Source organism: Roseovarius sp. SK2 (genome assembly GCF_028807495.1).
Classification (GTDB): Bacteria; Pseudomonadota; Alphaproteobacteria; order Rhodobacterales; family Rhodobacteraceae; genus Roseovarius; species Roseovarius confluentis.
In genome coordinates this window covers 1-12,682 of record NZ_JARAMK010000018.1, presented here as the reverse complement: position 1 = coordinate 12,682, position 12,682 = coordinate 1, and the positions used below count along the sequence as shown (strand labels likewise).

At 63.0% G+C, this 12,682-nt stretch carries 11 protein-coding genes and 1 pseudogene; 7 read left to right on the top strand and 5 right to left on the bottom strand.

All coding sequences use genetic code 11. From position 1 onward, the window contains the following. Positions 1-18: 18 nt before the first annotated feature. Complete coding sequence (locus PVV74_RS22105; RefSeq protein WP_274594682.1) at positions 19-399, bottom strand: hypothetical protein; 381 nt, start codon at positions 397-399, stop codon at positions 19-21. Positions 400-551: 152 nt separating this feature from the next. Between PVV74_RS22105 and PVV74_RS22100 the strand changes: the two genes are divergently transcribed. Next, a complete protein-coding gene (locus tag PVV74_RS22100; RefSeq protein ID WP_274594681.1) occupies positions 552-1,202 on the top strand; it encodes a carbonic anhydrase in 651 nt (216 codons plus the stop codon). A gap of 67 nt (positions 1,203-1,269) precedes the next feature. Here the strand turns inward: PVV74_RS22100 and PVV74_RS22095 are convergent, their stop codons facing one another. Together PVV74_RS22095 and PVV74_RS22090 are read right to left on the bottom strand one after the other, a co-directional pair. Further along, positions 1,270-2,910: a DUF4139 domain-containing protein gene (locus tag PVV74_RS22095; protein ID WP_274594680.1), complete on the bottom strand. Its 1,641-nt coding sequence runs from the start codon at positions 2,908-2,910 to the stop codon at positions 1,270-1,272. A gap of 159 nt (positions 2,911-3,069) precedes the next feature. Further along, positions 3,070-4,092: an aspartate-semialdehyde dehydrogenase gene (locus tag PVV74_RS22090; protein ID WP_103763070.1), complete on the bottom strand. Its 1,023-nt coding sequence runs from the start codon at positions 4,090-4,092 to the stop codon at positions 3,070-3,072. Between the two features lie 156 nt (positions 4,093-4,248). Here PVV74_RS22090 and PVV74_RS22085 point away from each other — a divergent pair, with 156 nt between their 5' ends. The 6 genes and pseudogenes from PVV74_RS22085 to PVV74_RS22060 all read left to right on the top strand — a co-directional run bounded on the left by PVV74_RS22085 (position 4,249) and on the right by PVV74_RS22060 (position 10,467). Then, complete coding sequence (locus PVV74_RS22085) at positions 4,249-4,605, top strand: ArsR/SmtB family transcription factor (RefSeq protein ID WP_103763069.1); 357 nt, start codon at positions 4,249-4,251, stop codon at positions 4,603-4,605. Beyond that, positions 4,598-5,626 carry a permease gene (locus tag PVV74_RS22080; protein ID WP_274594679.1) on the top strand — a complete coding sequence of 343 codons (1,029 nt, stop codon included), beginning with the start codon at positions 4,598-4,600 and terminating at the stop codon, positions 5,624-5,626. The genes PVV74_RS22085 and PVV74_RS22080 overlap by 8 nt, the downstream gene beginning before the upstream one ends. Positions 5,627-5,836: 210 nt before the next feature. Continuing rightward, positions 5,837-6,496 carry an ABC transporter ATP-binding protein gene (locus tag PVV74_RS22075; protein WP_103763067.1) on the top strand — a complete coding sequence of 220 codons (660 nt, stop codon included), beginning with the start codon at positions 5,837-5,839 and terminating at the stop codon, positions 6,494-6,496. Continuing rightward, a pseudogene (locus PVV74_RS22070) lies at positions 6,474-8,114 on the top strand (capsule biosynthesis protein). The gene PVV74_RS22075 and the pseudogene PVV74_RS22070 overlap by 23 nt, the downstream one beginning before the upstream one ends. A 3-nt stretch (positions 8,115-8,117) precedes the next feature. After that, the gene (gene kdsA, locus PVV74_RS22065) at positions 8,118-8,960 is read left to right on the top strand and encodes a 3-deoxy-8-phosphooctulonate synthase (protein ID WP_274594678.1); all 843 of its coding nucleotides are present in this window, start codon (positions 8,118-8,120) and stop codon (positions 8,958-8,960) included. A 10-nt stretch (positions 8,961-8,970) separates the two neighbouring features. Beyond that, positions 8,971-10,467 (top strand): phosphomannomutase/phosphoglucomutase, encoded by a 1,497-nt coding sequence (locus PVV74_RS22060; protein ID WP_274594677.1) that lies wholly within the window; start codon positions 8,971-8,973, stop codon positions 10,465-10,467. Between the two features lie 81 nt (positions 10,468-10,548). Here PVV74_RS22060 and PVV74_RS22055 read toward each other — a convergent pair whose 3' ends face one another. Both PVV74_RS22055 and PVV74_RS22050 read right to left on the bottom strand, forming a co-directional pair. Next, positions 10,549-11,988, bottom strand: a complete 1,440-nt coding sequence (locus PVV74_RS22055) for a mannose-1-phosphate guanylyltransferase/mannose-6-phosphate isomerase (protein WP_274594676.1) — start codon at positions 11,986-11,988, stop codon at positions 10,549-10,551. 132 nt (positions 11,989-12,120) lie between these two features. Further along, on the bottom strand, positions 12,121-12,594 hold the full coding sequence (locus PVV74_RS22050) for a hypothetical protein (RefSeq protein ID WP_274594675.1): 474 nt from the start codon (positions 12,592-12,594) through the stop codon (positions 12,121-12,123). Positions 12,595-12,682 lie beyond the last annotated feature (88 nt).

Sequence of the window (12,682 nt, the reverse complement as noted above, 5' to 3'; positions counted from 1 at the left end):
CGCCGCACCTGCAAGGCCTCAGACAGAATAATCCTGCACGTCCCAGATTTCATGCAAAGAGCTCTCGCCGATCCTGAGCAACCGCGCGAGCGTGGCCGCCACCGCTACCTTGTCACACAGGTCGATGCTCAGCGTCACGTCCCGTGCCACGCCCGCCAGCTTGCTCATCCCGACCTGCTCGGCAATGGCGATCAGGCTCCGGGCGCTCTTGCGCATGTCCTGTACCTGGTTGCGGCGAAAGCACCGCTCTGTATGCGACAAGCGCACCGCCACTTCTTCCAGTGCACGGCAGACGACATCCTCGGCCCCGGCCTCGCCGAGTTGAAGGTAAAGCTGCTCCAGCCACCCCTGGTCCAGCTGCACGACCTCGGTCTGGTTCAAAAGAGTAATTCTTTCCACGGTCTTTCCCACATTTCCATGCCCCCTCGGCAGGGCCAACCATACCGGCAAAGCCTTTTGAATTGGTTTGCCGCCGACCAATTTCTATCTCGAATTCTTCTAGAATCCAGATTATCACCGTTAGGAACCGTGACAGATCCAAAGGCGCCACCATGAAGAGAGTCCGCCCGCTCCCCAGCTATCTCGTGCAACGCTACAAGGGCTGGAAGGCCACGAAATACCAGGACAACCAGGCCTGGTACCGCCACCTGGCGCAAGAAGGCCAGCACCCCCGCGCGATGGTCATCTGCTGCTGCGACAGCCGCGTGCATGTCACCGCCATCTTCGGTGCCGACCAGGGCGAATTCTTTTTGCACCGCAACATCGCCAACCTCGTGCCGCCCTTCACCCCCGACGGCCAGCAGCACGGCACCTCGGCGGCGGTGGAATACGCCGTCACCGCGCTAAAGGTCGCGCACGTCATCGTGCTGGGCCATTCCAATTGCGGCGGCGTGCGCGGCTGCGACGCGATGTGCTCGGGCGAGGCGCCGGAACTCAACGACAAGACCAGCTTCGTGGGCCGCTGGATGGATATCCTGCGCCCCGGCTACGAACGCGTGAAAAAGATCAAGGATACCGAAGAACGCGTGGCGGCATTGGAAAAGCAGGCCGTGCTCGTCAGCCTCGAAAACCTCGTCACCTTCCCCTTCGTGGCAGCAGCCATCGAATCGGGCAACCTCACCCTGCACGGCCTCTGGCACGATATCGGCGAAGGCGTGATCGAGCATTACCTGCCCGAGGAAAAAGGCTTCGTCCCGGTCTAGCTGCCGCGCGCCGCATGCACCGTGCCCGCGTGGGCGGCGCATGCGGCTTTTCGGGCCGCGAACCGCCTCAGCGTAGCATCATGCCATCCGGCCATTGGATCGTGTGCTCCAGGCGGATCTCCTGCGTATCGCCCGCGCCCAGCTCGAACTCCCACGCCATCACGCCGCGTTTGTCGTCGACGCCCTCCTCGGTCGGGGCGGGGCTGGCCTCCCAGTTGATCTTGAGGTCCTCCTGCTCGGAATAGGGCACCCGGTCCAGCACCCGCAACGCCCAGCTCTCGCCGGTCAGGTTTTCGACCTCGATGCGCACCGTCTCGGAGATCCGGTTGGATTTCGAGATCACGCCGCGGTCGCCCTCGGCCCGGTCCTCGACCGTACGCGTCAGGCGCAGCCCCTCGATCGGGCCAAAGGACAGTTCCGCCTCTTCGCCCGCCGAAATCAGATCAAGGTGCCGCTGCCCCACGAAGCGCCCGTCCAGGTAAAAGCTCGCCTCTGCGGTGGGCAGGATCAGCTCGCCCATGTCGTTGGTGAACTCCGCCACCAGGAACGCGCTGGGGTCGTTCAGCGGCACCGCCTTGGCGACCGTTTCGGCCTGCGTCTCCAGCGTGCCCAGCGCAAGGCGTACCCGGTCCGCCCCAGTGGCGACCGACACCGTGCCCGGATAGCTGTAGGTCACGGACAGCCCGTCGAAATCGGCGGCAGCGGCGACAGGCTCGGGCATGACCGCCATCGCCTCTTCCTTGGCGGCCCCCGCCGCCATGTTCGACTCGGCGGCACTGCGCGCCAGCGGGATGGGCGGTTGCGGCATCTGCTCCTCGTAGATCCGGCGCAGCCATGGCCACACCTCGCTCGGGGCGGTCTGCTCGCTGGGGCGCACGGTCGACAGGGTCAGTTCCGCCGCCTGCCAGTTCTCGCCCGTCGACTGCGCCACGTAGGCGCCCCGTTCCAGCGTCAGCGTGCCGCTGCTCCGATCCAGCCGCAGGTCATAGACAGGCTCCCACCCGGCCGCGTCGGTGTTGTAGGTCACCGTCAGCACGCCCTCGGCGGCGGCCTCGGCGCTGACGGCGACCGCCAGCATCGCGCGGTCCTCGTCCTCGGGCACGAGCGCGGCCTCGGCCTGTTTCGCACGCTCCAGCTCTTCTTCCAGATCTTCCAGCGACCGCGCCACTGCATCGGCGCGCCGCTCGGCATCCTGAGCGTTGCGAAGCGCCGCCAAGGTCTCTTCTCCGATCATCGCCGACAGGTCGCGCAACTCGGCAATGTCCAGCTCGGTCACGCCCTCTCCTTCGCCCAGTTTCTCAAGAAACGCTACTCGCGCCCGCGCCGCCTCGGCCTCCAGTCGGATCGTCTCGACCGCGGCGCGGGCATCCCGCAACTCGTCTTCCAGCCGCTCCACCTCGGCGCGGGCGGCCTGCAACGCGGCGGTGTCTTCCTCGGTGCGCGGCGGCACGAAATCGCGTCGCGTCGTGACGCTGCCCATCGCCGCGCCCTCGACCGCCACGCGAACAGAAGCGAGCGGCGTCGACCGCGGCAAATCCGTCAGGATCAGCTGATGCTGACCCGCCGGGATGCTGTAAGGCACCTGCCGCGTAATGGTGGCGCCTTGCGGGTAAAGCGTGACCGCGCCCACGTCACTCGACAGGGCGAAGTCTTCGGCCAGCGCGGGAAACGGCAGGGCGGCAAGGATGATCAGGGAAAGCGAACGCATGGTGTCTACTCCAGGATAATTGGCCGGATGATCGGTCTCTCATGTGACGCGCGCAAGTCCGCCGTTCTTGGCCGCACCGTGAAATTTTTTCACGAAAAGAAAACGCGCCGCCCTTGGGAAAGGACGGCGCGGCCGGAATTTCACAGCGATGGTAGGGGCTTAGCCCTTCTGCAACACCCGGTTGCCCAGCGTTTCCGCGATCTGCACCGCGTTCAACGCCGCGCCCTTGCGCAGGTTGTCGCTGACGCACCACAGGTTGATGCCGTTGTCGATCGTGCTGTCCTGCCGGATGCGGCTGATGAAGGTGGCGAAATCGCCCACGCATTCGATCGGCGTGACGTATCCGCCGTCCTCGCGCTTGTCGACGACCATGATACCCGGCGCCTCGCGCAGGATGTCGCGCGCCTCGTCCTCGTCCAGGAACTCCTCGAACTCGATATTCACCGATTCCGCGTGGCCTACGAACACCGGCACCCGCACGCAGGTCGCCGTGACCTTGATCTTTGGGTCCACGATCTTTTTCGTCTCGACCACCATCTTCCATTCTTCCTTGGTCGACCCGTCTTCCATGAAGACATCGATATGCGGAATGACGTTGAAGGCGATCTGCTTCTGGAACTTCTTCGGCGGCACTTCGTCCGTGGGGTTGTAGATCGACTTGGTCTGGTCCCACAGCTCGTCGACGCCTTCCTTGCCCGCGCCCGAGGTCGCCTGGTACGTGCTGACCACCACCCGCTTGATCTTCGCGCGGTCATGCAGCGGCTTCAGCGCCACGACCATCTGAGCAGTGGAACAGTTCGGGTTCGCGATGATGTTCTTTTTGGTATAGCCCATGATCGCATCCGGGTTCACCTCCGGCACGATCAGCGGCACATCGGCATCATAGCGGTACAGCGACGAGTTATCGATCACCACGCAGCCCGCCTTGGCCGCGATCGGCGCGTATTTCTTGGTGGCCTCCGAGCCGATGGCAAACAGCGCCATATCCCAGCCAGTGAAATCGAACCCGTCGATGTCCTTGGTTTTCAATGTCTGATCGCCAAAGCTGACCTCTGTGCCGATGGACCGGCGGCTGGCAAGTACCGCGATCTCGTCGACAGGGAACTGGCGCTCGGCCAGGATGTTCAGCATTTCGCGGCCCACGTTGCCCGTGGCGCCCGCGACGACGATTTTGTAACCCATCTTGGGAAATCCTCTTCGGTTCGGGTCTCTTTGCGCCGCTCATACCGCAGTGCAGCGCGATGTTAAAGGGGCTCCACAGGGCTCACGGAGCATGTCATTTCGATATTTCTAGAAATATGGCTTGCAAGCGACGCTAATTTCGATAATTCTAGAAACATGAAACAAACCTCGATTCCCGACCTCGATCTCGCCCTCACCGCCTCGACCTTTGCCGCGCTGGGCTCCGAACAACGTCTCGCCGTGCTGCGCACCCTCGTGCGCGCCGGTCCCGAAGGGCTGCGCATCGGCGAGTTGGGTGAACGCGCCGGGGTTGCAGGCTCGACCCTGACCCATCACATGAAGATTCTGGCGCAGGCCGGGCTCGTACGGCAGGAAAAACAGGGCCGCAGCATCATCTGCGCCGCTGTCGCCTATGACGAGTTGCACGCGCTGGCCGACTTTCTGCTGCGCGAATGCTGTGCCGACAGGGACCATTGCGCGCACGATGATCCAAAGGACCACGACCATGGCTGACATTTCCGCCACCACCCTGCGCCGCAGATGGGCGAGCCTCGACAAGGCGTGGCTGGCGCTGGCGCTGATCCTCTCCGCCGTGGCCGTGCTTGACCCGCCGCAATTCTGGCCGACAGTGACCTTCACCGCGGGCGCGCTCCTGCACACCGCGCCCTTCATCGTCTTCGCCGTCCTCGCCGTGGCCTACATGAAGGCCACCGGCGCCGAGACCCTGCTGGCCAAGGCCTTCGAGGGGCGGCAGGTTCGCATGATCTTCCTCGCGGCTCTCCTGGGCGGCCTGTCGCCCTTCTGCTCGTGCGAGGTCATTCCCTTCATCGCCGCCATGCTGGCGCTCGGCGCGCCGCTTGGGGCCGTGATGGCCTTCTGGCTTGCCTCGCCGCTGATGGACCCGGCCATGTTCCTCATCACCTCCGGAACGATCGGCTGGGATTTCGCCGTCGCCAAGGCCGCCGCCGCGGTGGGTGTTGGCCTCATGGGCGGCTTCGTCACCATGGCGCTCGCCCGCTCGCCCCTATTCGCCGACCCCCTGCGCGAAAACCGCCAGACCGGCGGGTGCTGCGGTGCGAAGAAGCCGTTCCAAGGCAGCCCTGTCTGGCGTTTCTGGGCCGAAGACGAGCGCACCGCCACCTTCCGCGAGAACGTCATCGACAACGGCATCTTCCTGCTGAAATGGCTGACGCTGGCCTACGTGATCGAGGCGGTGATGCTGCAATACATCCCCGCCGAAACCATCGCCACGGTGCTGGGCGGCGACGGCATCGGAACGATCCTTCTCGGGGCGCTTGTCGGCGCGCCGGCCTACCTCAACGGCTATGCCGCCGTGCCGCTGGTCGATGCCCTGCTGGCGCAAGGCATGAGCCAAGGTGCCGCGATGAGCTTCGTCATCGCAGGCGGCGTCAGTTGCATCCCCGCCGCCATCGCCGTCTGGGCGCTAGTCAAGCCACGGATTTTCTTTGCCTATTTCGGCTTCGGGCTCACCGGCGCCGTTCTGGCCGGGATGGCGTGGCACGCCGTCGCCTGATCCTGCAAGACCCCTTCACCTCGACCACGCGGCGCGAGAGCTTCCCGGGCTTTCGCGCCGCTTCCTCGTTTTTTCTTACCATGCACACAAATTTGCCCCGATTTGTTGTCACATCGTGGACAATTCCGACATAATGTACGGGATCATGGCTAACGCAGCCGCAACAAAACCTCGCTAAACGAGGGTCAAGAGCAGCGACGGAGCTTCTGGATGCTCGAGTTCGACAATGTCAGCAAGTCCTTCTGGACGGGCACCCAGCGCAAGGTGATCCTTGACCGCGTCTCGTTCCGGGTGGAGCTTGGCCGCTCGCTCGGCATCCTGGCCCCCAACGGCACGGGCAAGACCACCCTGATCAAGATGATGGCGGGCCTTGAGAAACCCGACGAGGGCGAGATCCGGCGCGGCTGCCGCATCTCTTTCCCCTTGGGCTTCATGGGCGGCGTCATCAGCCGCGTCTCGGCCAAGGAAAACGCGCGCTACATCGCCACGCTCTACGGGCTCGACCCCGACTATGTCGAGGCATACTGCCGCTATGTCTGCAACCTTGGCGAATATTTCGACCAGCCGCTCGGCACGTATTCCTCGGGCATGAGATCGCGCTTCACCTTTTCGTTGATGCTGGCGCTGGATTTCGACATGTACCTTATCGACGAAGGCATGCCCAGCTCCACCGACGTTGAATTCAACCGGCGCGCGGGCGACATCCTTCGGGAACGCCTGCGTACAACCACAGTGGTGATCGTATCGCACCAGCCCGCCACGCTCGAGAAATTCGCGCGAGAGGCAGCCGTCCTGATGGATGGCAAACTGCATATTTTCGACACCTTGGAAGAGGCAAAGAGGCTCTATGACTACGAAACCCAAGGCTAGAAAGTTTCGCATCCGCCGCACCGTGTCGGGCAACGGACATGCCGCCGGGCCCGGCCCCGAGACCGGCGTCGAAGACGAGTTGCAGCAGACGCCGGAAACCACCCCACAACCGCCAGTGGACGACACTCAGCACGCCCCGGTGCACGAGGGCGAAGTATCTTCGACCCGCGAGGTCTCGGTGTCTCAGGATATCGACGATATCCGCTAGGAAGGCCTGACCGGCCGGCAATTGCGCATGGCTCGCCGCATGGCCCAGAAACATGGGCTGGCCCCCACCTCCGATTTCGACGCGGTCCGCCTCCTGCGCGCCCGCGGCATCGACCCGTTCCAGCGTTCCAACATCGTCGAGCTTGTCTCGGGCGGCGAAAACACGCTGCCCGCGGAAACCGGCGGCGAACGCGTGCAATTGCCCCAGACCGTGCCGGTGGGCCAGATCGCATTGCCCTCGACCGAGCTCAGCCCGGCCGACCGGCGCGCCCACGAAATCCAGAAGATCCAGCGCGACATCGCCTCGCGCCGCCGCAAGAAGATGCTGCTGCTCATGTCGCGGCTGGCGGCATTCGTGATGCTGCCGACGTTGATCGCGGGTTATTATTTCTATGCCATCGCCACGCCGATGTATTCCACCAAGTCCGAGTTCCTGATCATCACCGCCGACGGCGGCGGCAGTGGCCAGGGCGGGCTGGGCGGCCTTCTGCCTTCGCAATTCGCCACCGGGCAGGATTCAATCGCGGTGCAATCCTACCTCGAATCCAAGGATGCCATGCTGCGCCTGAACGAGGATGTGGGCTTCAAGGCGATGTTCAGCGGCAAAGAGATCGACCCGATCCAGCGTCTCGAGCCCGATGCAACGAACGAGGACGCCTACAAGGTCTATGAGAAATACGTGAACCTCGGCTATGACCCGACCGAGGGCGTGATCCGGCTTGAGGTCGCCACCGCCGACCCCGAAACCAGCCAGGAGTTCTCCGAGAAGCTGATCGAATACGCCGAGGAACGCGTCGACGCACTCAGCCAGGAAAAACGTTTCGATGCCGTCAAGACCGCCGAGGCCGCGCTGCAAGAGGCCAAGGATGAACGCCGCGCCGCCCAGCGCCGCCTCGTCGAATTGCAGGAGGGCTCGATCCTCGACCCCGAAGGCGAGATCGCCAACATCCGCCAGCTCATTGGCAACGTCGAATTGCAGCTGCAGGAAAAGCAGCTGGCGCTCAACACCCAGCTGGCCAACTCCCGCCCCAACACCGCCCGGGTCGAGGCCCTGCGCTCCGAAGTTGAGGTCCTGTCTCAAGAACTCGCCAAGCAGAACGCCCGCCTGACCGAGGCGACCGAGGAAAACGCCTCGCTCGCCAGCCAGGCTGCCGAGATCCAGATGGCACAGGCCGATCTCGCCACCTCCGACATGGTCCTGCAATCCGCGCTGGAAACCAAGCGCCAGTCCGAGATCGAGGCGAACAAGCAAGTCCGCTACCTGACAGTCGCCGTGAAACCCGTCGCTTCGCAGGATCCCTCCTATCCGCGCAAGTTCGAGAACACTTTGCTTGCGTTCCTGATCTTCGGCGGTATCTACCTGTTGCTGTCGCTGACCGCATCGGTGCTCAAGGAACAGGTTTCGTCGTAAGACATGAAAACAGTTGAAATCGCAGACCTGCGCGTCGGAAACGACGCGCCGCTCACCGTCATCGCCGGCCCCTGCCAGCTGGAAAGCGCCGATCACGCCCAAATGATCGCGGGCAAAATGCAAGAGGCCTGCGCCGCCGCCGGTGCCCAGTACGTCTTCAAGGCGTCCTTCGACAAGGCCAACCGAACGTCCCTGTCGGGCAAGCGCGGCCTCGGCATCGACGAAGGGCTGAAGACCCTGCAATCCGTCAAGAATGCGCTCGGCGTGCCGGTCCTGACCGACATTCACCTGCCCGACCAGTGCGCCCCGGTGGCCAAGGTCGTAGACATCCTGCAAATCCCCGCCTTCCTCTGCCGCCAGACCGACCTCCTGCTCGCCGCCGGCGAAACCGGCGCCGCGATCAACGTCAAGAAAGGCCAGTTCCTCGCCCCTTGGGACATGCCCAATGTCATCTCCAAGATCGAGAGCACCGGCAACACCCGCATCCTGCTGACCGAACGCGGCACCTCCTTTGGCTACAACACCCTGGTCGCGGACATGCGGGCCCTGCCGCAAATGGCCGCCACCGGCTATCCGGTGGTGATGGACGCCACCCATTCCGTGCAACAGCCCGGCGGCCAGGGCGGCAGCTCCGGCGGCCAGCGCGAGTTTGCCCCGGTCATGGCCCGTGCCGCCGTCAGCTTGGGCATCGCGGCGGTCTTCATCGAGACGCACGAGGCGCCCGACACCGCGCCCTCGGACGGGCCCAACATGATCCCGCTCGACCAGATGCCCGCCCTCTTGCACAGCCTCATGCAATTCGACAGGCTGGCAAAAGAATATCCTTGCCGCATCGATCCAAACTAAAGGTATTTCCGTGACCAAGCCTGCCGCCGACGTGACCCAGAACACCTGGGAATTTCTCCGCGACCCGATGATCACGCCCACGGGCTTTCGTGAATACGACGCCCGCTGGAAATACCCAGACGAGATCAACCTGCCCGGCATCACCTCCCTCGGCCTCGGTCTCGGCACCCAGATGCGCCGCCGCGGCATCGACCCGGTGATCGCGGTCGGCAACGACTACCGCGACTATTCGCTGTCGATCAAGAACGCCCTGATCGTCGGCCTGATGCAGGCTGGCATCCACGTCAAGGATATCGGCCCGGCGCTCTCGCCCATGGCGTACTTCTCGCAGTTCCACCTCGACGTACCCGCCGTCGCCATGGTCACCGCCTCGCATAACCCGAACGGCTGGACCGGAGTCAAGATGGGCTTCGACCGCCCCCTCACCCACGGCCCCGACGAGATGGGAGAGTTGCGCGACATCGTACTGAATGGCGAAGGCGAACCCCATTCGGGGGGCGGCTACGAATTCGTCGAGGGCGTGCGCGAGGCCTATCTCGACGACCTCGTCGGCGACTTCCGCATGACCCGGAAACTGCGCGTCGTCTGCGCCACCGGCAACGGTACCGCGTCGGCCTTCGCGCCCGAGCTTTTCGAGCGTCTGGGGGTCGAGGTCATCCCCTCGCACAACACGCTCGATTACACATTTCCAAACTACAACCCCAACCCCGAAGCCATGGAAATGCTGCACGACATGGCCGCTTCGGTAAAGGAATCGGGCGCCGATTTCGCCCTCGGCTTCGACGGCGACGGCGACCGCTGCGGCGTGGTCGATGACGAGGGCGAAGAGATCTTCGCCGACAAGATGGGCGTCATCCTGGCCCGCGACCTTTCCAAACTGCATCCCAATGCGACCTTCGTGGCCGACGTCAAATCCACCGGCCTTTTCGCCGCCGACCCCGAGTTGCAAAAGAACGGCGTGACAGCCGACTACTGGAAAACCGGCCACAGCCACATGAAGCGCCGGGTCAAGGAACTGGGCGCACTGGCAGGGTTCGAAAAATCCGGCCACTACTTCCTAGCCCAGCCGGTGGGCCGCGGCTACGACTGCGGCATGCGTGTCGCGGTGGAAATCTGCAAGCTGATGGACCGCAATCCCGACATGTCCATGTCCGACCTGCGCCGCGCCCTGCCCACGACCTGGTCCACCCCCACCATGTCGCCCCATTGCGCCGACACCGAGAAATACGACGTGCTCGACCGCTTGGTGCAGAAACTCGTCGCCAAGCACGAGGCGGGCGAAACCTTTGCCGACCAGCCCATCAAGGAAGTGGTCACCGTCAACGGCGCCCGCGTGATCTTGGAAAACGGCAGCTGGGGCCTCGTCCGCGCATCGTCCAACACCCCAAACCTCGTCGTGGTCTGCGAAAGCGCCACGTCAGACGAGGAAATGCGCGCCATCTTCGCCGAGATCGACACCGTCATCCGCACCGAACCTTCCGTGGGCGAATACGACCAGAGCATCTAGAGCCTTTCCGGGTCAGTCCAAAACATGCACGAAACCGATACTTGTTTCCCAACTCAACAGGCGGCGCCCTGAACAAGAAAGCTACCCTTTTGCGCCTTGGCCGCGCGCATAGATGTCATCAAATCGTACGATGTCATCCTCCCCCAGATACGTGCCGGTTTGCACTTCTATCAGGATCATTGGCACCTTCCCCGGATTCTCCATCCGATGTTTCATCCCAAGCGGGATGTACACCGACTGGTTCTCGGTCACGAGTTGCACTTCGTCACCGATGGTGACACGTGCCGTACCGGCCACGACAATCCAGTGTTCAGACCGATGATGGTGGCTTTGCAGGGACAATTGCGCGCCGGGTTTGACGACGATACGCTTGACCTGAAACCTGTCACCTGCCGCCAAGGTCTCGAAATGCCCCCACGGGCGGTGATCCATGGCAAAAAGCTCACCCTGGCGCGCGCCTTTTTCCTTCAGCGTCGATACGGCCAGCTTGACGTCTTGGGCACGGGCAGGATCCGCCACGAGAACCGCGTCCTTCATCGCGACGACCAAGAGGTCGCTGACACCTACTGCCACCAGTTCCTGATCGGGATCCTCGGCACGCAACATGACATCCTTGCAGTCAATGGCCGTCACTGGCCCTTCGGCGGCGATGCCCTCTTCGTCCTGGCCCATCTCGCGGGCCACCGCTTCCCAACTTCCCAGATCAGACCAGCCGGCCCGGTACGGGACGACAGACAGGGCGTCGGCCTTTTCCATCACCGCGTAATCGATCGAGATATCGTCGGCCTGCGCCCAAGTATCAGGTGCCAGACGCACAAAACCCAGATCGGATTCCGCCTGCTCGACCGCGGCGGTGACCGGAGCCAACAGGTCGGGCGCATAAGCTTCAAACGCAGCCTTCATGTCTTTTGCGGCAAAAAGAAAGATACCGGCGTTCCAAAGGTAATTTCCAGCGGCCAGCATCTGCTCGGCCCGATCCGCATCGGGCTTTTCCACGAAACGCTTGAGCTCTTCGGGTCTGCCATCCTGATCAGGGACAGAGTTCAGCTCAAGATAGCCATAGCCGGTCTCGGCCCGGTCCGGTTCGATCCCGAATGTCACTAGCCGGCCCTCTTCGACCGCTTCAAGCCCGCGTGTCACGGCGTCACGAAAGGCTGGCGCATCGGGAATGACATGGTCCGAAGGCGCCACAAGCAGAATCGCGTCCGGATCTTCGGCAAGCGCGGCCAACGTGGCCGCCAACACCGCGGGCGCCGTGTTGCGCCCCTCGGGCTCAATCAGCACAAGCCCCGGATCAACTTCGATGTCCCTGAGTTGATCAAGCACGACGAACCGAAAATCGGCATGAGTGATGACGATGGGCGGTTCAAAGCCAGGTCCCGAAAGCCGCGTCGCCGCCTGCTGAAACAGCGAGGTTTGGCCGATAAGCGAGGTGAATTGCTTAGGATGCCCCTTGCGCGAGAGCGGCCAAAGCCGAGTCCCAGAGCCGCCGGAAAGTATAACAGGAGTGACATTTGGCATGGCCGTGATCCTCGTTTCGTTTCATGTCAGCCCAGCCTGACCCAGGCCGGTCGTATGTAAACATCTCTGTTCTTAGCGAATGGGCGAGGCTGAATGCCACCCCAATCGTAGAACGTGTTCCTGGCGCGAACACTAACGATCGGCAATTCGGGGCTGAAGGCCGTCGGCTCTTTCCCGCTGCCGCAGGATCTCGCGCGCCCAGGGGGCAAAGACCGCAAGACGGGCGTCCATCAAATGCGCGACCTCGTCAATCTGCGTTGCCTGTGTGACTCCAAGCGTGTTCTGTAGCAACCGCATCGTGGCATGGTATTCGCGCACGGAAAAAGCGTGCACTGCTGTGTCACGGTCTTTTCCCGGCTCCTGAGCCAGTAGAAATTCCAAAACGGTTGTCATCGACGTCGTCTGGTCCGAGATCAACCTTTGCTGCATCTTCTCCTGGGACGCAGACGCGCTGACCTGGGCGGCGTGCTGACAGTACCTGTAGCCCACAGTTTCCACGTGTTCATGGCTCTCTGCCAGCCAAAAAGCGTAGGCGTTAAAGACAAAATCCTCGCCAAACCGGAGGTCCAGCATAGTCGGCAGGTTGGCAGTACTGATCGGCCCCATCTAAGTGGTCCAATTTGATTGTTAGTGCATGATCGGCCTTTGGTCCATCTGGACTATGGCTTCTGGCGCAGGCGGGCGATAGCCCAGA